We start from the raw sequence: 19429 nt of genomic DNA, 5'->3' as shown, positions 1-19429 counted from the left end.
CCGCGAAGAATCCACCGCGAGATCCCTGTCATGAACGACTTCCTCTCCCACGGCCTGCAGGGCTTCGGCCCACTGCTGGCCCAGGGCACCTGGATGACCCTCAAGCTGGCCCTGCTGTCTCTGGCCGTGAGCCTGCTGCTGGGCCTGATCGGAGCCAGTGCCAAGCTGTCGCGCTCGAAGCTGCTGCGCATCCCGGCCACCCTCTACACCACGCTGATCCGCAGCGTCCCCGACCTGGTGCTGATCCTGCTGATCTTCTACAGCATGCAGATCTGGCTCAACGACCTCACCGAGGCGCTGGGCTGGGACTATGTGGAGATCGACCCGTTCGGCGCCGGGGTGATCACCCTGGGCTTCATCTACGGCGCGTACTTCACCGAGAACTTTCGCGGCGCCATCCTCAGTGTGCCGGCCGGCCAACTGGAGGCCGCCACCGCCTATGGCCTGAGCCGCGCACAGCGGTTTCGGCTGGTGCTGTTCCCGCAACTGATGCGCTTCGCCCTGCCGGGGCTGGGCAACAACTGGCTGGTGCTGCTCAAGTCCACCGCGCTGGTGTCGATCATCGGCCTGGCCGACCTGGTCAAGGCCGCGCAGAACGCCGGCAAGACCACCAACGACGTGCTGTTCTTCCTGTGCATCGCCGGGCTGGTCTACCTGGTCATCACCACCTTGTCCAACCAGCTGCTCAAACGCCTGGAGCGGCGCTACAACATCGGCATCAAGGAGCTGGCGCGATGATCGAACTCCTTCAGCAATACGGCCCGGCCTACCTGTACAACGATGGCAGCGGTTTTTCCGGGCTGACCATGACCCTGTGGCTGTTCGTGGTCAGCATGGTGCTGGGCCTGCTGCTCTCGCTGCCGCTGGCCCTGGCCCGCACCTCGCGGCATGCCTGGCTGCGCCTGCCGGTGCAGCTGTACACCTTCGTGTTCCGTGGCACGCCGCTCTATATCCAGCTGCTGATCTGCTACACCGGCCTCTACAGCCTGCAGGTGGTGCGCGAGCACATGCTGCTCGACCAGTTCTTCCGTAACGCGCTCAACTGCACGCTGCTGGCCTTCGTGCTCAACACCTGCGCCTACACCGTGGAAATTTTCGCCGGGGCCATCCGCAACCTGCCCGCTGGCGAGCTGGAGGCGGCCCAGGCCTATGGCCTGCGTGGCTGGAAGCTCAACCTGTTCCTGGTGCTGCCGGCAGCCCTGCGCCGTTCGCTGCCGGCCTACAGCAACGAGCTGATCCTGATGCTGCACGCCACCTCCCTGGCCTTCACCGCCACCGTCGCCGACATCCTCAAGGTGGCCCGCGACGCCAACGCCGCGACCTTCCTGACCTTCCAGGCCTTCGGCGTGGCCGCCCTGCTGTACATGCTGCTGTCCTTCGCCCTGGTCGGGCTGTTCCGACTGGCCGAGCGCCGCTGGATGCGCTTCCTTGACCCTGCCCGAGGCTGACCCCATGACCGCTACCGCACTGCCACTCACTCCCTACGCAATGGCCCCGAGCGCGCACACCCATACTGGCGCCATCAAGCTCAGCGTCGACGGCCTGCACAAGCACTACGGCGAGCACCAGGTGCTCAAGGGCGTCTCGCTGCAAGCCCGCAAGGGCGACGTGATCAGCCTGATCGGCGCCAGCGGCTCGGGCAAGAGCACCTTCCTGCGCTGTATCAACTTCCTCGAACAGCCCAACGCCGGCAGCATCACCCTCGACGGCCAGACCCTCGACCTGAGCAAGGGCACACCACCCGCTGCCCAGCTGCAGAACCTGCGCACCCGCCTGGCCATGGTGTTCCAGCACTTCAACCTGTGGAGCCACCTGACGGTGCTGGAAAACATCTGCCTGGCGCCGCGCAAGGTGCTGGGCATCAGCGCCAGCGAAGCCGAGGCGCGGGCGCGCAAGTACCTGGACAAGGTCGGCCTGCCGGCCCGCGCCGCCGACCAGTACCCGGCGTTCCTTTCCGGCGGCCAGCAGCAGCGCGTGGCCATCGCCCGCGCCTTGGCCATGGAGCCGGAGATCATCCTGTTCGACGAACCCACCTCGGCGCTCGACCCCGAGCTGGTCGGCGAAGTGCTCAAGGTGATACAGACGCTCGCCGAGGAAGGACGTACCATGCTCATGGTCACCCACGAAATGGGCTTCGCCCGCCAGGTCTCGAGCCAGGTGCTGTTCCTGCACCAGGGCCTGGTCGAAGAGCACGGCGGCGCCGAAATCCTCGACCAGCCACAGAGCGAGCGCCTGCGGCAGTTCCTCTCCAATCGCCTCAAGTGAAGTCACGCCGCATATGGATACCAAGGCCACCACCCCCGCCGCCGCACCGCTGGACCGCATCGATGAAGCCATCATCGACGTGCTGCGCCACCACGGACGGATCACCTACGAGAAACTCTCCACCCTCGTGCACCTGACCCCCAGGCCCTGCCTGGAACGGGTGCGCAAGCTGGAACGGCGCGGGGTGATCCGCGGCTATGGGGCGATCATCGACCTGCAGCAGGTCTCCCCGGGCCTGTCGCTGCTGGTGCTGGTGGCCTTGTCCAACCAGAGCGGACGCTCGGCCCAGCGCGCCTTCGAAGCCACCGTGCGGGCCTGCCCGCAGGTGTACGAGTGCCAGCTGATCAGCGGCCACTTCGACTACAGCCTGCGCATGCGCTGCCGCGACATGGAGCATTACCGGGTGCTGACCGAGACCTGGATGAACAACGACGAGTTGCACATCGACAAGCTGGTCGCCCACCCGGAGCTGGCGGCGGTGAAGAGCACAGCACCACAGCTTTAGTCCCTGGGCGGGGCGTGGTAGCTATCTACCCCGCCCCAGCACCTCCCCGGCCGTAGCCTCGCTGCTTTCCCACCCGGAGAGCAGCCATGCCCCTTTCGCCACACCTGAACTTCATTCATCAACACCAACCCGCCTGGCTCATCAAGGCCAGCCATGCACAGCGCCAGCTGTTCAGGCAACGCGTGATCGCCAGCCACCGCGCCAGCCGCCAGACGGCCAAGGCCCTGGCAACGCTGCAAGGCATCGAGGCTTTCTGCCGCCCGCTGCTCGAGGAGGCCCTGCCGCGCTGGTACCCCGCCACCACGCTGCCACGGCTGGACAACACCCTGCTCTGGAACACCACCGAAGAACGCGAGATGAGCTGGTTGGAAGCCGCCCTGCAGAACTTCGACGATGGCACCCAAGCCTGGCTCTACCAAGCCGACGACGCCGGCACTCGCCTGACACTGGACGGCACACGGTTCGTCAACGGTGCGCGCAACCTAGACCTGGGCCAGCGCTATCGCTACCACCTGGCCGACCATATCGACACCGATGCCTTCCGCGCCCTGCTGCGCGAGCAGGACCGCGCCGCGTTCGCCGCCGAACTCACCCAGGCCCGCCTGCGCGGGCAGGTCGACAACCAGGGCGAGGCACTGGGCGAAGCGGCTCTGGCTGCCAGCCTTGAGCTGGCTGTCGATGGACAACAACGGCGCCTGCAATGCGGCTACCTCAGCCTGTTCGACATCCCCCTGGACGGCCCGTTGTTGATCCGCCTGGAGCCCCAGAACGACACCGCGCCATGCATTCTGTACCTGCCCGGGCACCCACAGCAGACGCTGTACCAGTACCCCTCCCTGCAGCAGCTGGGGCAGGCACTGACCCAGGCCCTCTGGCGGCAGAGCGAGCGCACGCTGTTCACCCACTACGTCAGCCATGCCCGGCAAGCGGCGTTCGCCACGCGGTTGCGCGCCACGCTCTACCCTCGCTACCCCTATGCCTCGGTAACCCCAACCAACCCCGTACTGGAAAAAGGCAAGCACTTCGATTGGCTCAAGCGCCTGTTCCCCGCACCGACCGACTTCTGGCAGGAAACCCTGGACCGGAACGCCCGGCTGCCGCTGGCCTTCACGGCCTGGACGGGCGATGCGTTCACCGCGCGCGCCCTTACCCAGGTCGAACGCCGGCTGATGGATGCGGCCAGCATTGCCGTGCCTGTGGCCCAGCGCGACGCCGAGGCGCTGCTGGTGCGTATCGAAGGCTGGCTGGGCGTGGGGCTGACCGTGCTCAACATCGCCGGCCTGTTCGTGCCGTTGCTCGGCGAGGTGATGATGGTGATCGGCGGCGCACAACTGCTCGAGTCCTTCCTCGACGGCGTGCATGCAGCCAATGAGGGCGATGCCGAAAGCGCCATCGAGCACTTGTTCGATGTACTGGAGAACCTGGCCCAGGTGGCTGCCCTCGGCGCGGCGGGCGTAGCCGCCCAAGCCCAGGGGGCCTTGCACGATTGGCAACTGGTCGGTACGGGACCCCAACAGCGGTTGTGGCATGGCGACCTGTCGCCGTTCTCTCGCGCCGCGCCCTGGCCTGAAGGCACCCTGCCGGGGGCTGACGGCCTGCACCGCTGGCAGGGCCAGCCCTGGCTGGCACTGGGCGAGCAGGCCTACCCGCTCGAAGCCAGCGACGACGGTGGCTGGCGCTTGGCCAAGGCGCGCGGGCACCGTCACCAGCCGTCCCTGCAAGGCAATGGCCAGGGCCTGTGGCTGGTCAGCCATGAGCGCCCCTTGAGCTGGGACACCGGCACCCTCCTGGAACGCGCCGGCCCCATGACCGTCGGACTCGACCGCCAGGCCCTCGAGCAAGCCCTGCGCTGCAGCGGGTATGATGCCGCGGCGCTACGCAAGGTGTATGTCGAACACCAGCCACTGCCGGCCCTGCTGGCCGACAGCTTCGAAACGTTCGGTGCCCAGGCCGGCTCGGCCGTCCCCTTGCCCGGCAGCGAGATCCTTGCCCGCGACTTCCCCTCCCTCGGCCCACGCGCGTGCAATGAGATCCTCACTCAAGCCCGGGCAACGGACCTGACCCACCTGCGCACCACGTCACGGCTACCCATGGCAATGGCAGAGACCGCGCGCCTGTACCTGCGCGATGCCCGTATCAACCGCGCGCTGGCACGCTTTCACCTGAGCGTCGGCGCCACCGCTGACCGGGATACGCTGGTGTTCGCCGCGCTCGAGCGCTTGCCGGGCTGGTCCGGTAACGTGCGCCTGGCGCTGTATGAAGATGGCCAGTTGCGCAAGGCCGTCGGCCCGGCCGACCTGGCCGCCAAGCGTGTGCTGGGTGACGCCTCGGGCTACGAGCCACGCAATGAGCTGGATCAACCCCTGGCCAATGTTGGCGAACTGTTCCAGGCCATCTTGCAGGCACTGCCCGACAGCGAACGCACGGCCCTGGGCCTGCAGATCCATGACAGCGCCCGTCTGCGCGATGCCCTGTTCGACCTGGTCGCGGGCAATCGTGAGCAGGCAGCCCTCGACCTGGGCATGACGCCGGTGCGGCCGATGTACCGCCTGCCGACCCGCCTGCCTGGCAGCCGTCGCATCGGTTACCGGCTCAGTGGCCGAGGGCGGGGCTGGCTCACCGAGGACGAGCTGTTCGACCAGCTGTACCCCAGCGGCGAGCAGCTCGACCGCGAATTGTTGCGCGCCACCCTGCGCCAGCAGGCCGGCCCACGCCCCGGCGACTTCACCCGCCTGCTGGAGCGCCTGCGCCGCGAATACCATCAGTTGGACCAAAGCCTGCTGCACTGGGAGACCAGCATTGAGGCGGCCGAGGCTGGCGTCTTCGCGCAGCGCCGTGCGTACCGGGGGATCATCGCCAACCGCATCCGCCAGGCGTGGCGCCGGGAAAACCCCGCTGGCACCGTCGCCAACTTCGAGCATGTTTCCCTGGACATCAATGGCCTGAACATCGGCGAGCTCCCAACGCTCCCCGTGCAGTTGCCGCACGTGCGTCAGCTGACCATCAACGGCCTGACCTACGACGGCCCCACCAACCTGGACGGTTTTCTCACAGCCTTCCTCCACACCAGGGATCTGGACCTGGCCGAGAACTCCCTGACCAGCCTGCCATCGTCCCTGGGCGAACTGTCGCGACTGGAGTCACTGGACCTGTCGGAGAACAGCCTGGACATCGACGACACCGGCGAACTCGCCACCCTCTTGCGCCTGACCCGCTTGCGCCACCTGAACCTCACCAGCGCGCTGGACGCATTGTCGGTGCGCACCTTGGAGCAGTTGGCGCAATTGCCTGCACTCGCCACCTTCCAGGCCGACCTTAACGAGTTGGAGCTGGGTGCCGAGCACTTCCTGGCCCTGCAGCGCTGGCCCGAATTGCGCGAACTGAACCTGGGGCAGAACCAGATCGAGCTGAACGAGGCGACACGCAATGCCCTGGCCGGGCTCAACCGCCTGCAGCGCCTGTCACTGTACGAGAACCCACTGGACCTGCCGCCAGATGTCACCGGCTGGACCCGGCTCGAGCAGCTGGACCTGGAGTACACCGGCATCGGCCAATGGCCAATCGGCCTGCGGGGGCTGCTGGAACAACAACCCCTGGTCCTGCGCGCGCTGGACCTGAGCCGCAACGCCCTGAGCGAGGCACCGGACCTGGCTGACACCGCCTTTGCCCAGGCCGCGCGCGCAGGTGAAGCCGGCCTCTACTATGCCTTCAACGACAACCCGTTCAACGAGATGGCGCTACAGCGCCTGAACGATGCAGGACTGACCACAGTTGCAAGCAATGGTGCACCACCGGATTGGGCCAGCGACTGGCCGGCGCCATTGCTCGACCACATTGCCGTAACCGTGAATGATCCCCAATGGCAGCCACTGTACGACCTGCTCCAGCGCCTGGCTGACACCGCGGACTACCAGCACCATCCCGTTGCACTTCGCCAACGCATGCAGTGGCTGTTGCAACAACTGGTCGACGAAGAGCCGAACCGGCTCGATGGGCAGTGGGGGCGCGCACAGGTGCACCGGCAGATCATCGACCTGCTCGAAGCAGGTACCCAGACCTGTGTCGACCAGGCCAGCCTGCTGTTCCAGCAGGTCGAAACCGAGGTCACGGTCTGGCAGGCAGTGAGCCACGCCGCGCCCGGCCTGGCCAGTGACCAGGTGGCGATCGACAGTGCCGCCAGCCTGCTGCGCCAGGACCTGCTGGATGCACGGGTGGGTGACCTGTACAACGCCCGCGTGGCCAGGCGGCGCGCGTTGAGTGAAGCGCCGGCCCAACCTGCCCCGGCGCTGGATGCCCTGGATGACATTGCCGACAGCGAGCTGAGCGAAACGCAGTACCTGGTCGACGAAATCGAAATGGCCCTGCATGCGCGAATTCACCTGCAAACCACGCTGGGGCTTCCGCCCCAACCCGGCGAGATCAGCTTCGACTACCTGGCGCGCTTGAGCGAGGCCACGCTGGAGCGCCTGGCCAATGCGGTACGCGCCGGCGTCGACAGCCAGCGCCTGAGCGACTGGGCCGTCGAGCAACCGTTCTGGCAGGCCTGGGTGCGCCGCTTGCGGCCCGAGGCGTTCGAGGCGCTGTCCGATACCTGGGCTGGGACTGGCGAATACTTCGACAGTTTCAGCGAGGCGCCCCACACCGCCGGGGCCTATGACGGCCCGGCAGTGGCGCTGCCGTATGTCGAGGCACTGGAGCGCGAACTGGGCAACGTACCAGGCTTGGTCTGGCGGGTTGATGGCGTGTTGCAACGCATCGACCTGGTCTCCAATCGCTACCCGGACGAAAGCGCCATTTACCAACGTGCTGCGCAATTGCTGCTGAGCGGCCGGCAGGCCGCCGAAGCTGCCCTGCTGCGCCAACTGACCGAGGCCATGGCCCAGGCACACATGACGCACTGAATCAGTGGCCAGGGTGCAGGCGCCACTGGCCTGTTCAAGCACACCCCCGGCGGGAGCAGGCCAGTGGAGGGTTCGGCGCCGTTACCCTTGGCGCCACTCGCCGGGCTGCTGGTACCCGGCCGCCCACGCCAGCACTGCCTGCGCGGGCATCGGCCGGGCAATGCCATACCCCTGAGCCAACTCGCAGCCCAACCCCATCAACACCCGGCCATGCTCGACACTTTCCACGCCCTCGGCGATCACCTCGCGGTCAAAGGCCCGCGCCAGGCCAATCACCGCGCTGGTCAGCGCGAGGTCGTCATGGTCATGGAGGATGTCGCGCACGAACGATTTGTCGATCTTGATGGTCTGCGCCGGCAGGCGCTTGAGGTAGCTCAGCGAGGAGTAGCCGGTGCCGAAGTCATCCAGCGAAACGCTCACCCCGAGCGCACGGCAGGCATCGAGGCAGCGGCCGACGCGGGCCAGGTTGTCGATGGCCACCGATTCGACGATTTCCAGGTCCAGGCGCGCAGGTGGCACTCCAGGATGGCGCGCCAGCAGTTGGGCCAGGCGCTCGGCGAAGCCGCCACGCTGCAACTGGCGGGCGGCGATATTGACGCTGACGGACCAGTCGCACCCACTCAGCCGCCACTGCTGCAATTGGCTCAAGGCCTGGTCGATGACCCATTCGCCCAGCTCGACGATCAGGTCGGTCTGTTCCACCAACGGCAGGAAATCCCCAGGGGGCACCGGCCCTTTCGAGGGGTGCAGCCAGCGCAGCAACGCCTCGAAACCCATCACCTGGCCACTGCGCATGTTCACCTTGGGTTGGTAGTACAGGCACAACTCACCTCCACGCAGGGCCCGACGCACGCGCGCCACAGTCTGGTGGGTGGCCTTCAGCTCCTGCTCCTGGGTCACATCGAACAGGTGGTAGCGGTTGCGCCCGCGCTGCTTGGCCACATACATGGCCTGGTCGGCGTGGCGTACCAGGGTGTCGGTGTCTTCGTCGTCCTGGGGGTACAGGGTCACGCCGATGCTGGCACTGAGGGTCAGTGAGTGCTCGCGGACCACATAGGGCGCGGCCAGGGCCTGTAGCACCCGCTGCAACGCGGCCTGCAACTGCTGCGGCCCCTGGACGTAACGCAGGATCAGCACGAACTCGTCACCGGACAGCCGCGCCACCGCATCGCCGCCGCGCAGGATGCCCTGCAGGCGCTTGGCGACCTGCACCAGCAGCAGGTCGCCGACGGCATGGCCGTAGCCATCGTTGACGGCCTTGAAACCGTCCAGGTCGAGCATGCACACCGCCAGCGGCACGTCCTCGCGCCGGGAAAACGCCAAGGCCTGGTTGAGCAGGTCGGAAAGGTAGGCACGGTTCGGCAGGCCGGTCAGTACGTCATGCCCGACCCGCCATTGCAGCGTGTGCAGCAGCTGGCGCTTTTCGGTGACGTCGAAGCGGATCGACACGTACTTGCGCACCTTGCCGGTGTGCGGGTCGATCAGCGGCACCATGGTGCTGTCGACCCAGTACAGCGATCCGTCCTTGGCCCGGTTGCAGATCTCGCCCTTCCACACCCGGCCGGCCGCCAGGGCCCGCCACATGTCGAGGAAGAAGCTCGGCTCGTGCAGGCCGGAGTTGAGAATGCGGTGGTTGGCCCCCAGCAGTTCCTCGCGGCTGTAGCCGGAAATGCTGCAGAACTGCTGGTTGACGTAAGTGATCCGGCCCCGCAGGTCGGTCTCGGAAAAGATCGCAGCCGCATCCACGGCTGCGCGGTAATTGTCATCCATAACCTTGGCAACCTAGCGGTTGAAGCGCTCCACCAGGGCGCGCAATCCGGCGCACACCTGTTCCAGTTCGGCGCCGCGCGAAGCGGCGGCGTTGGCGTGACGGGCACTTTGCGCAACCGTGCCGGCCACCCCGTTGATCTGCCGCGAGACATCCTCGGCCACTGCCGACTGCTCCTGCGAAGCCGCCGCCATCTGCTGGCTCATGTCGCTGATGCGCGACACGGCCTGGCGGATGCCCTGCAAGGCCTGCTGGGCCTGGGCGACCTGGGTCACGCCTTTGCCTGCGCCGTCGATACCCTGGCTGGCGATGCTCACCGCCTGCTCGGCACCGCTGCGCAGGGTGTCGATGATCGCCTGGATATGCAGGGTGGACTGGCGGGTCTTGTCGGCCAGCGCGCGCACCTCGTCGGCCACCACCGCAAAGCCACGCCCCTGCTCACCGGCGCGGGCTGCCTCGATGGCGGCGTTGAGCGCCAGCAGGTTGGTCTGCTCGGCGATGGCGCGGATCATCCCGGCGGCCTCGGCGATGGCGCCGGTCTGACCGGCCAGGTCGTTGACCGCCTGGTTGATCTGCCCGACCGTGTCGGCCAGCCCGCGGATTGCCGCGCCCGTGGCATCGGCGACCTGGCTGCCCTGCTCGGCCAGCAGGTGCGCGGTGTGCGCCTCTTGTGCCGTCAGGTGCACATGGCCGGCCACTTCGCCAATGGAGGCGGCCATCTCGGTCATGGCCGTGGCAGTGAGGTCGGTTTCGGCGCGCTGTTCGAGCAGCGCCGACTCGGTGCCGCGCGACAGCCGCCCGGCATCCTGCGCGGCCTCGGCCATCTGCGTGGCGAGGTCGCTGAGGCGGGTCAGCGCGGTTTTAAGGCGCGCCTCTTCGCTGATCAGGATCAGCTCCAGCTGCCCGGCGGCGCCGGCCTGGTCGCTGTAGGTCAGCGCCACCAGCGGGTCGCTGAAGGTGTTGCCGGCACCCTCGGCGATCCCCTGCAGATACCGGCGCATGCGGCTCTGGGCCCAGGCGCCGACACCGGCGAACAACGCCAGGGTCAGCCCTTGGGCCGGCAGGCCCGGCCACAGCTGGTTGGCACCGATGGCCAGCGCGCCAGCAAGCAACGGCACGGCCATGGCACGCTGCAGCAAGGCCAGGCGCCGGGCAGGCGACAAGGCGGCCTTGCCCGCCCGCAGCCGGGCATACAGCACTTCGGCCCGGGCCACCTGCTCACGGCTGGGGCGCACACGCACCGACTCGTAGCCGACCACCCGGCCGTTCTCCAGGATCGGCGTGACGTAGGCACTGACCCAGTAGAAATTGCCGTTCTTGCAGCGGTTCTTGACGATCCCCATCCAGCTCTGGCCGGCCTTGAGGTATTGCCACATCAGCTCGAACACCGCCTCGGGCATGTCGGGGTGGCGCACCAGGTTGTGCGGGCTGCCGATCAGCTCGGCCTGGCTGTAGCCGCTGATGGCGGCGAACTCGGCGTTGCAGTAGGTGATCAGGCTGGCCGTGTCGGTGGCCGAAATGAGCCGCTGGTGCTCGGGGAAACTTTGCTCGACCGGGTTCACCGGGAGGTTCAGACGCACGATGCAACTCCATTCGCGAACGGCCCGACGATCGACCAGACAGGATGTCGGGGCATCGGAACGGTTCATCCTGGATCAACTCAAAGTTCCCAACAGCAGCGCGTCGCGGTCCGAAAAGGCCCGTTACCCCCTGGAGGGATACTTTAATGAGTGATCAGTCAAAGGCGACGATTCTACGAATTCCATCACATTTTGCAAATAAAGGTGATGAATCATGGCGTTGCGCTGAGCGAATAGATATCGTTAAGTGCTTGATTCTAAATGGGAATTGAGCGATGACGAGTTCTGGCCTCGGTCCTGCCCTGCGCCGCTACCGCAAATTGGCGGGCTTCACGCAAGCGCAACTGGGCGAACTGACCGGTTTCGACCCCAAGACCATAAGCCGCTTCGAAACCGGCACTTACACCCCCAGCATCGAAGCCCTGACCGGCTTTGCCGATGTCCTGGGGGTGAGACTTAAAACCTTTTTCGCCGAGCCGGACGACGAAGAAGAGCAGCGCGCCTACCTCTTCCGTGCCATCCACAAAGCGCCCCCCAAGGACCTGGGCAAGCTGATCGTCGCCATCGATCAGGTGCTCGCCAAGCCCTGAAATCCACCTGCGCACCACAGCAGAGCAGACCGTCGGTCAACGCACCACAACTGGTCAGACCGGTAAGGCCGAAAAATCTTGCAATCAGGCAAATTTAGGCGTTTCATGGCCCTCGCAGTGAACAAACCGGTAAGACCACAATAATTAAGTCCTGCACTCTTTCGCTCCGTGTGGCTTGGGGGGCAAGGACACCGACCCGAGATCCCTCCCATGCTCAAATGGTGTTCGCGTTCGATCTTCCTCCAGGTTGTGCTCGGCCTCGCCCTTGGCGTTGTCTGCGGCCTGAGCTTCCCCGACCTGTCCCTGCAACTCAAACCCCTGGGTGACGGCTTCATCAAGCTGATCAAGATGCTCATCGGCCTGATCGTGTTCTGCGTGGTGGTCAGCGGTATTTCCGGCGCCGGCGACCTGAAGAAGGTCGGGCGCATCGGCCTCAAATCGGTCATCTACTTCGAAGTGCTGACCACCCTGGCCCTGGTCATAGGCCTGGTATTCGCCTTCACCAGCGGTATCGGCAGTGGCGCCAACATCCACCTCGACCAGCTCTCCAGTGCCGACGCCGGCGCCCTGGCCGACCGTGGTGCGCATATCCACAGCACCACCACCTTCCTGATGGACCTGATCCCCACCTCGGTGGTGGGCGCCTTCGCCGACAACAACATCCTTCAGGTGCTGCTGTTCTCGGTACTGTTCGGCAGCGCCCTGAACCTGGTGGGCGAGTCGGCCTCGGGCATTTCGCGGCTGATCAACGAACTGAGCCACGTGATCTTCCGCATCATGGGCATGATCGTGCGCCTGGCGCCGATCGGCGTGTTCGGCGCCATCGCCTTCACCACCAGCAAATATGGCCTCAGCTCGCTGCAGCACCTGGGCGGCCTGGTGGCGCTGTTCTACCTGACCTGTGCCGGCTTCGTGCTGATCGTCCTGGGTACTGTGATGCGCCTGTCGGGCCTGCGCCTGCTGCCCTTCATCAAGTACCTGCGTGAAGAGTTGAGCATCGTGCTCGGCACCGCCTCCTCCGATGCCGTGCTGCCGCAGGTGATGCGCAAGCTCGAACACCTGGGCATCGGCAGCTCCACCGTCGGCCTGGTGATCCCCACCGGCTACTCGTTCAACCTCGACGGCTTCTCCATCTACCTGACCCTGGCCATCGTGTTCATCGCCAACGCCACCGGCACGCCGCTGGCCATGAGCGACCTGCTGACCATTCTTCTGGTGTCGCTGGTGACTTCCAAGGGCGCCCACGGCATCCCAGGCTCGGCCCTGGTGATCCTCGCCGCCACCCTGACGGCAGTCCCGGCGATCCCGGTGGTGGGCCTGGTGCTGGTGCTGGCGGTGGACTGGTTCATGGGCATCGGCCGGGCGCTGACCAACCTGATCGGCAACTGCGTCGCCACCGTGGCCATCGCCCGCTGGGAGAAGGACATCGACCTGGACCGCGCCCACAACGTGCTGGCCAACAAGCCTGGCTTCGCCCACGCTCCCCGCAAACAAGGCCAACCCCATCAACAGGAATTCTAAGCCTGAGCCGGCCGGCGCCCAGCGCCGGCCCGCCAAACGCAAAGATGCAACGCCCATCAAGGAGCGAACCGTGATCAGCTCTTCAACCGTAGTCACTTCCGTGGTGGAGAAACTCCGCCAGGCCCTGGCCCGAGGCCAGTGGCGCAGCGGCGACATGCTACCCGGCCAGCGCGAGCTGGCCGAGCAGCTGGGGATCAGCCGCCCCAGCCTGCGCGAAGCCGTGATCGTGCTGGAAACCCTGGGCCTGGTGCGCTCGATGCCCGGCAAGGGCGTACTGGTGCTGGACGCCGACGCCGCACAGGCGCAAAGCCCGGAGGCCGTTGCCGCGGCCAGCCTGGCCGACGTGCTGGAACTGCGCTACACCCTCGAACCCTTCATCGCCGGGCTGGTGGCGCAATCGGCCGGCAGCCAGGACATTGGCCAGCTGCGCCTGAACCTCATGGACATGCGCGAAGCCCTTGATGCCGGCGACAGCGAAGCCGGCGTCAACGCCTACATCGCCTTCCACGAGGCGCTGTTCGCCCTGACCACCAACCCGATCTTCCAGAGCGTGGTGCAACAGACCGGCAATGCCCTCAAAGAGAGCGCCGAGATGCTGCGCAAATCGCCCGAGCACCTGGCCGCGCGCCTGAACGAAAACGAAGCGGTGGTGCGCGCCATTCGCGAGCGCAACAGCGCCCAGGCCAGCCTGCAGATGCGCCGGCACATCCTCGCCGAGGGCGAGCGCATGGGCATCGCCCTGAACATCCCGGACGAACACCCAGGCACCTGAAACAGGAGAGCGACCATGACCACCTGCGCCCACGCCGCCCCGCACCTGCCTGCCCTGCTGGGTGCCGGCGAAACCCGCCTGTCAGCGGAACAGATCTACCCTCGGCTGTTCGACGCCATTCTCGAACAACGCCTGCCACCAGGCAGCGCCTTGCCCGAGCAGGCCCTGGGCAACGCCTTCGGGGTCAGCCGCACGGTGATCCGCCGGGTGCTCGGGCGCCTGTCCGACCAGCAGGTGATCGTGCAACGCCCCAGCCACACCGCGCACCTGGCCGCGCCCGACCCCGAGCAGGCGCGCCAGGTGCTCAGCGCCCGGCGCCTGGCCGAGACCACACTGATCGGCCTGGCCACCCAGCGCGCGCGCCCGGCGCAGATCCGCCAGCTGCGCCAACTGGTCGAGCGCGAACGCCAGCACCATGAGCAGGGCGAACGCTGCACGGCGATCCGCCTGGGTGGCGAATTCCACATGAAGCTGGCGCAGATGGCGGCCAACGCGCCGCTGGCGCGTTTTCTCAACGGGCTGGTACCGATGACCTCGCTGATCATCGCCCGCTATGAGTCGCCCTGCTGCGAGCACTGCGCCTGGCAGGAGCACGCGGCGATCATCGATGCGGTGGAGAGTGGTGACGGCGGCGCGGCGCTGGCGTTGATGCATGAGCATCTGGACCATCTGGAAGCCAAGCTTGATCTGGATCGGATGGGTTGAAGGGCTCGGTTGGGTATGGGGTGAGGGCCACCAGGTGCTCGCCGGGAATTTTGCAGCGCCTTTGAGATCGAGCGCCGCCCGCGATCCCAAGACAGCCCGTCGCCCCTCCACAAAAAGGGCCGCTTTACCGCCCTATACTCGAAAAACCACCCCAGCCTCTGACCAGGGAGGCACCCCGCGTGAAGTCGCTTGCCCTGCTGCTCCCCGCCTGCCTGCTGCTGGCCTTCGCCGGCTGCGCCGGCAAACGCCCCCCTGCCCCACCGCCACCGCAAAACCTGCCCCCCGCCGTTTGGCAACGCATCGACCAGGACATCATCGAAGCCTCGGCCGCCGCCGCAGGCTCGGCCAACGACTATGCCCGGCGCTCGATGCGGGTGTGGAAGGAGCAGGTACAACAACGCACCGAAAACGACTTCATCCCCTGGTTCACCGGCTACTGGACCCAGCAATGGCTCACGCTAAAGGTGGCCTGGTACAAGATGAACAGCAACAACGGCACTGAATCGCCGGAAAAGCGCCTGGCCCTGTATCTGCAGGAGCAATACCACGAACGGGTAATCGATCCGGTGGCCGAGCAGATCAACCCCGAAGGCATTCGCGACCGCGCCAGCGAGCTGTACCTGCAGCTGCTGGGCCAGCAGCTGCAGGCAATCAACCAGCGCTACAACGCCCCGCCCGAGCAGTTCAGCCAGCGCCTGAACCGCATCCCGATCATCACCCTCGGCCCGCCCGATGCGCGCAATGCCACGCTGTATCAGTTGCTCAGGGCCAAGTCGCTGGACCAGCAACCGGCCTGGCAATCGCTACGCGATCATCTGCATCAACAGGCGTCGAAGGGGCCGGGGCAGACCGAAACCGGGCTGTCGTCGGTGGCCACCCAGGCCAGCGAGAAGCTCGGCGCCACCCTTGCCCCGCGTGGCGCCGCCAGCGCCATCGCCGCGGCGGTGGGCAAGGCGGCGGGCACCTTGATTTCGCTGGCGGTGGCCGGCTACGGCATGGTCAGCCACGACCGCGAGCAACCGCAGATGGTCGAGCAACTGCGGGTGATCCTCAATGTGGCGTTGAACCAGGAATGGCAGGAGCTGATGGAGAACCGCCAGAGCGGTGCCATGGCGGGGGTGTATTACTTGTCGGGGCAGGTGGAGGACAGTTTGCTCGCCAACCAGGTGCCGGTGCAGGAACAACAGCAGGCGCCGTTGCTGATTCGTTTGCCGCCTTGAGTTTGCCGTGTACCACTCCTGAAGTTTGCACTTCCCCTGTAGGAGCGGCCCTTTCCGACCGATCCGGTGCCCCGGCAAGGCCGCGCCTACAGGGGGATGTGCAGACCATATGAAGGTCAACGCGGATTTTCAGGCCGCCGCCGGCGCCATCGCCGAGGCGGGCAAACCGAAGATCCGGTCGAACGCCCAGTTGTAGACGAAGGTGTAGCACGGCACCAGGATGATGAACGCGAAGTCCACCACCAACGCCTCCAACAACGTCATGTCCAGCCACCAGGCGATCAGTGGGATCAGGTACACCACCAAGGTCAGCTGGAAGCCAATGGCATGCGCCACCCGCCGCTTGACGCTGCGCCCGCGGGTGACCTGGCGGCTTTCCCAGCGCTCGAACAGGCTGTTGTAGACGAAGTTCCAGGCCATGGCGATGGTGGTGATCATCACCGCCAACGGGCCGGTATGCGAGGCCTGGGTGTCGGACAGGTAGGCCAGTCCCAGGGTCGACATGCTCAGGCCGATCAATTCATAGAAGGTCACGTAGACCAGTTTGCGTTTAAGTCCTTGCACGGGGTTACCTTTGCCGCAGGGTTGTCGAAAGCGGGCAAGGATGCTTCAACATGCTTGACAGAAAAAGTCGGCAGCTTTCAGATTTACTGAAAGGAGACTGCCATGAACTTTTCCAGCGACACCATCCAGCTGTTCCTCGCCGTGCTCGACCGCGGCTCGTTTTCCGCCGCCGCCCGGGCGCTGGGGCGCGTGCCGTCGGCCGTGAGCATGGCCATCGGCAACCTCGAGGCAGAGCTGGGCTACAGCCTGTTCGAGCGTGGCTCCCGCGAGGCGCGCCCCACTGCCCAGGCCCAGGCCCTGGAACCCCACGCACGGCAGATTGCCGAGCAGCTGGGGCTGCTGGAGGTGCACGCCATGGAGCTGTCGCGCGGCCTGGAAAGCAGCCTGGCCATCGCGGTGGTCCCGGACATCGACCAGCGCCCACTGCTTGCGGCCATCACCCGCCTGGGCGAGCGCTACCCCCTGCTCGATATCGAGCTGCTGGCCGCGCCACAGGAAGACGCCCTGCAACTGCTCGACAGTGCCAGGGTCAACCTGTGCCTGGCCTTCGCTGGGCTGCAAGTCGACCCACGGCGCAGCTTCCAGCACATCGCCATGGAATCGCTGGTGGCGACCCTGTCGCCGCACCACCCAGCCTTGCTCGAAGGACGCATCCGCAACCTCGAAGACTTGGTGCACCTGCGCCAGATCCTGGTACGCAGCCGCGACCTGCCGCTGGCCGACCCGCGCTCGTTGATCGGCACCTCGCACTGGCGCACCGACAGCCTCGATTTGGCCGTGCAGATGGTCGAGGCGGGCCTGGGCTGGGGCGACCTGCCGTTGTCGCGCATCGCCCCGCTGGTCAAGGCCGGGCGCCTGGTGCGCCTGGACTTTCGCAATACCCACAATGCCCTGGAGCTGCCGGTGCATGCGTTCTGGCTCAAGCAGCAACCCATGGGCCAGGCAGCCAAGGCGCTGGTGGCGCTGCTGGCCTCGAAATGATTTGTGATTACTAGAGGGCATACCAGCCAGGCCCTGCGACATTTAGTCTTTCAACATTTTGCGCAAACGGCCGATACCTCGAGAACAGGCCCCGCCCCTCGTGCCACAAGCATGCGGCGCCCTCCCTTCCCAGAATCAAGGTCTCGAAACATGAACCTGAAATTCCGCCACAAGATCCTGCTCAGTGCCTGCGGCGTTGTCGTCCTGGCCTTCGCGTTGTTCACCCTCTACAACGACTACCTGCAGCGCAATACCATCCGCCAGAACATCGAGTCGTCGGTGCGCCAGGCCGGCCTGCAAACCGCCAGCAGCGTGCAGAACTGGATGAGCGGGCGCATCCTGGTGCTGGAAAACCTGGCCCAGGACATCGCCCAGCAAGGCGCCGGCAGCAACGTACCTGGGCTGGTCGACCAGCCGTCGTACACCAGCAACTTCCAGTTCACCTATTTCGGCCAGAACACCGGGCTGTTCACCCAGCGCCCTGACGCGAAGATGCCCGACGGCTACGACCCGCGTCAGCGCCCCTGGTACACCCAGGCGGTCAGCGCCAACCAGACCCTGCTGACGCCGCCCTACCAGGCCTCGGTCGGCGGCCTGGTGGTGACCATCGCCATCCCGGTCAAGGCAAAATCCAGTGGTGAACTGCTGGGCGTGGTCGGTGGCGACCTGAGTCTGAACACCCTGGTCGAGATCATCAACGCCGTGGACTTCGGCGGCATCGGCCATGCATTCCTGGTGGACCGCGATGGCCAGGTCATCGTCAGCCCCGACAAGGACCGGGTGATGAAGAACCTCAAGGACATCTACCCCGGCAGCCCCCTGCGCGTCGAACCCGGCATGCAGGACGTGAGCCTCGACGGCAAGGACCGCATCATCTCCTTCGCCCCGGTCGCAGGCCTGCCGTCGGCGCAGTGGTACATCGGCCTGTCGATCGACAAGGACAAGGCCTACGCCCCGCTGAGCCAGTTCCGCACCTCGGCGATCATTGCCATGCTCATCGCCGTCGCCGCCATCGCCGGCCTGCTCGGCCTGCTGATCCCGGTGCTGATGCGCCCACTGACCACCATGGGCCGCGCCATGCAGGACATCGCCGAAGGTGAAGGCGACCTGACCCGCCGCCTGGCCGTGGAAAACAAGGACGAGTTCGGCGAACTGGCTACCGCCTTCAACCGCTTCGTCGAGCGGATCCATGCCTCGATCAGCGAAGTGTCGTCGGCCACCCGCCTGGTGCATGACCTGTCGGAAAAAGTGGTGGGCGCCTCCAACGCCTCGCTGAGCGGTTCCGAAGAGCAGAGCATGCGCACCAACAGCGTCGCCGCAGCGATCAACGAACTGGGCGCCGCCACCCAGGAAATCGCCCGCAACGCCGCCGACGCCTCGCAACACGCCAGCGGCGCCAGCGAGCAGGCTCACGGCGGCCGTGCCGTGGTGGAGGAAGCGATCAGCGCGATGACCGCCCTGTCTGCGCGCATCAGCGAATCCTGCGAGCAGATCGAAACGCTCAATGCCAGCACCGACGAGATCGGCAAGATCCTCGACGTGATCAAGGGCATCTCCCAGCAAACCAACCTGCTGGCACTCAACGCCGCCATTGAGGCCGCCCGTGCCGGCGAGGCCGGGCGTGGCTTTGCCGTGGTCGCCGACGAAGTGCGCAACCTGGCGCACCGCACCCAGGAATCGGCGGAAGAGATCCACCGCATGATCACCAGCCTGCAGGTGGGCTCGCGCGAAGCGGTGCACACCATGAACACCAGCCAGGTATCCAGCGAAGAGACCGTGCAAGTGGCCAACCAGGCCGGCGAGCGCCTGGCCAGCGTGACCCAGCGCATCGGCGAGATCGACGGCATGAACCAGTCGGTGGCCACCGCCACCGAAGAGCAGACCGCCGTGGTCGAGAGCCTCAACCTGGACATCACCCAGATCAACGCCCTCAACCAGCAAGGGGTGGAGAACCTCAACGAAACCCTGCGCCACTGCGACGCCCTGAGCCAACAGGCTGGGCGCCTGAAGCAACTGGTGGGCAGTTTCCGCATCTGATGTGATGCCTATCGTGTGCA

15 protein-coding genes are annotated in these 19429 nt (G+C 66.1%); 12 read left to right on the top strand and 3 right to left on the bottom strand.

From position 1 onward, the window contains the following. The first annotated feature begins 30 nt into the window (after window positions 1-30). The 5 genes from L6D77_RS00320 to L6D77_RS00300 all read left to right on the top strand — a co-directional run bounded on the left by L6D77_RS00320 (window position 31) and on the right by L6D77_RS00300 (window position 7671). Window positions 31-738, top strand: a complete 708-nt coding sequence (locus L6D77_RS00320) for an ABC transporter permease (protein WP_232879944.1) — start codon at window positions 31-33, stop codon at window positions 736-738. Beyond that, window positions 735-1448 carry a histidine ABC transporter permease HisM gene (gene hisM, locus L6D77_RS00315; protein WP_232879945.1) on the top strand — a complete coding sequence of 238 codons (714 nt, stop codon included), beginning with the start codon at window positions 735-737 and terminating at the stop codon, window positions 1446-1448. Before L6D77_RS00320 ends, hisM begins: the two co-directional genes overlap by 4 nt. A 40-nt stretch (window positions 1449-1488) precedes the next feature. Next, the gene (locus L6D77_RS00310; protein WP_232880199.1) at window positions 1489-2265 is read left to right on the top strand and encodes an ABC transporter ATP-binding protein; all 777 of its coding nucleotides are present in this window, start codon (window positions 1489-1491) and stop codon (window positions 2263-2265) included. Between the two features lie 13 nt (window positions 2266-2278). Then, window positions 2279-2770: an Lrp/AsnC family transcriptional regulator gene (locus L6D77_RS00305; RefSeq protein WP_110994370.1), complete on the top strand. Its 492-nt coding sequence runs from the start codon at window positions 2279-2281 to the stop codon at window positions 2768-2770. An 86-nt stretch (window positions 2771-2856) separates the two neighbouring features. After that, window positions 2857-7671, top strand: a complete 4815-nt coding sequence (locus L6D77_RS00300; RefSeq protein ID WP_232879946.1) for a dermonecrotic toxin domain-containing protein — start codon at window positions 2857-2859, stop codon at window positions 7669-7671. Window positions 7672-7752: 81 nt separating this feature from the next. Here the strand turns inward: L6D77_RS00300 and L6D77_RS00295 are convergent, their stop codons facing one another. Beyond that, the gene (locus L6D77_RS00295; protein WP_232879947.1) at window positions 7753-9441 is read right to left on the bottom strand and encodes a putative bifunctional diguanylate cyclase/phosphodiesterase; all 1689 of its coding nucleotides are present in this window, start codon (window positions 9439-9441) and stop codon (window positions 7753-7755) included. A gap of 12 nt (window positions 9442-9453) precedes the next feature. Beyond that, window positions 9454-11019, bottom strand: a complete 1566-nt coding sequence (locus tag L6D77_RS00290) for a methyl-accepting chemotaxis protein (RefSeq protein WP_232879948.1) — start codon at window positions 11017-11019, stop codon at window positions 9454-9456. 275 nt (window positions 11020-11294) lie between these two features. On the opposite strand from L6D77_RS00290, the gene L6D77_RS00285 reads away from it, so the two are divergent. The 5 genes from L6D77_RS00285 (at window position 11295) to L6D77_RS00265 (ending at window position 15827) form a co-directional block, all read left to right on the top strand. Beyond that, on the top strand, window positions 11295-11609 hold the full coding sequence (locus L6D77_RS00285) for a helix-turn-helix domain-containing protein (RefSeq protein ID WP_232879949.1): 315 nt from the start codon (window positions 11295-11297) through the stop codon (window positions 11607-11609). 210 nt (window positions 11610-11819) lie between these two features. Next, window positions 11820-13130 (top strand): C4-dicarboxylate transporter DctA, encoded by a 1311-nt coding sequence (locus tag L6D77_RS00280; protein WP_232879950.1) that lies wholly within the window; start codon window positions 11820-11822, stop codon window positions 13128-13130. Between the two features lie 70 nt (window positions 13131-13200). After that, entirely contained in the window at window positions 13201-13902 is a 702-nt protein-coding gene (locus L6D77_RS00275; RefSeq protein WP_232879951.1) for a FadR/GntR family transcriptional regulator, read from the top strand. A gap of 15 nt (window positions 13903-13917) precedes the next feature. After that, window positions 13918-14607, top strand: coding sequence for a GntR family transcriptional regulator (locus L6D77_RS00270; RefSeq protein WP_232879952.1), 690 nt, complete (start codon window positions 13918-13920; stop codon window positions 14605-14607). Window positions 14608-14786: 179 nt separating this feature from the next. Next, window positions 14787-15827: a hypothetical protein gene (locus L6D77_RS00265; protein ID WP_232879953.1), complete on the top strand. Its 1041-nt coding sequence runs from the start codon at window positions 14787-14789 to the stop codon at window positions 15825-15827. 129 nt (window positions 15828-15956) lie between these two features. Here L6D77_RS00265 and L6D77_RS00260 read toward each other — a convergent pair whose 3' ends face one another. After that, a complete protein-coding gene (locus L6D77_RS00260) occupies window positions 15957-16391 on the bottom strand; it encodes a PACE efflux transporter (RefSeq protein WP_232879954.1) in 435 nt (144 codons plus the stop codon). Window positions 16392-16493: 102 nt separating this feature from the next. Between L6D77_RS00260 and L6D77_RS00255 the strand changes: the two genes are divergently transcribed. Beyond that, window positions 16494-17372, top strand: a complete 879-nt coding sequence (locus L6D77_RS00255; protein ID WP_232879955.1) for a LysR family transcriptional regulator — start codon at window positions 16494-16496, stop codon at window positions 17370-17372. A 150-nt stretch (window positions 17373-17522) separates the two neighbouring features. Further along, window positions 17523-19409 (top strand): methyl-accepting chemotaxis protein McpA, encoded by a 1887-nt coding sequence (gene mcpA, locus L6D77_RS27655; protein WP_232879956.1) that lies wholly within the window; start codon window positions 17523-17525, stop codon window positions 19407-19409. Window positions 19410-19429: the final 20 nt, after the last annotated feature.

The organism is Pseudomonas parasichuanensis, assembly GCF_021601385.1.
Classification (GTDB): domain Bacteria; phylum Pseudomonadota; class Gammaproteobacteria; order Pseudomonadales; family Pseudomonadaceae; genus Aquipseudomonas; species Aquipseudomonas parasichuanensis.
Note: the sequence above shows the minus strand (reverse complement) of the source record. Positions and strands in the feature narration are given on the sequence as shown.

Bases quoted from the DNA above. Each gene is read 5' to 3' on its own strand.
- L6D77_RS00285 (WP_232879949.1), top strand. From the start codon at position 11,295: ATGACGAGTTCTGGCCTCGGTCCTGCCCTGCGCCGCTACCGCAAATTG.
- L6D77_RS00270 (WP_232879952.1), top strand. From the start codon at position 13,918: ATGACCACCTGCGCCCACGCCGCCCCGCACCTGCCTGCCCTGCTGGGT.
- mcpA (WP_232879956.1), top strand. From the start codon at position 17,523: ATGAACCTGAAATTCCGCCACAAGATCCTGCTCAGTGCCTGCGGCGTT.
- L6D77_RS00300 (WP_232879946.1), top strand. From the start codon at position 2,857: ATGCCCCTTTCGCCACACCTGAACTTCATTCATCAACACCAACCCGCC.
- L6D77_RS00295 (WP_232879947.1), bottom strand. From the start codon at position 9,441: ATGGATGACAATTACCGCGCAGCCGTGGATGCGGCTGCGATCTTTTCC.
- L6D77_RS00320 (WP_232879944.1), top strand. From the start codon at position 31: ATGAACGACTTCCTCTCCCACGGCCTGCAGGGCTTCGGCCCACTGCTG.
- L6D77_RS00280 (WP_232879950.1), top strand. From the start codon at position 11,820: ATGCTCAAATGGTGTTCGCGTTCGATCTTCCTCCAGGTTGTGCTCGGC.
- L6D77_RS00310 (WP_232880199.1), top strand. From the start codon at position 1,489: ATGGCCCCGAGCGCGCACACCCATACTGGCGCCATCAAGCTCAGCGTC.
- L6D77_RS00255 (WP_232879955.1), top strand. From the start codon at position 16,494: ATGAACTTTTCCAGCGACACCATCCAGCTGTTCCTCGCCGTGCTCGAC.
- L6D77_RS00305 (WP_110994370.1), top strand. From the start codon at position 2,279: ATGGATACCAAGGCCACCACCCCCGCCGCCGCACCGCTGGACCGCATC.
- hisM (WP_232879945.1), top strand. From the start codon at position 735: ATGATCGAACTCCTTCAGCAATACGGCCCGGCCTACCTGTACAACGAT.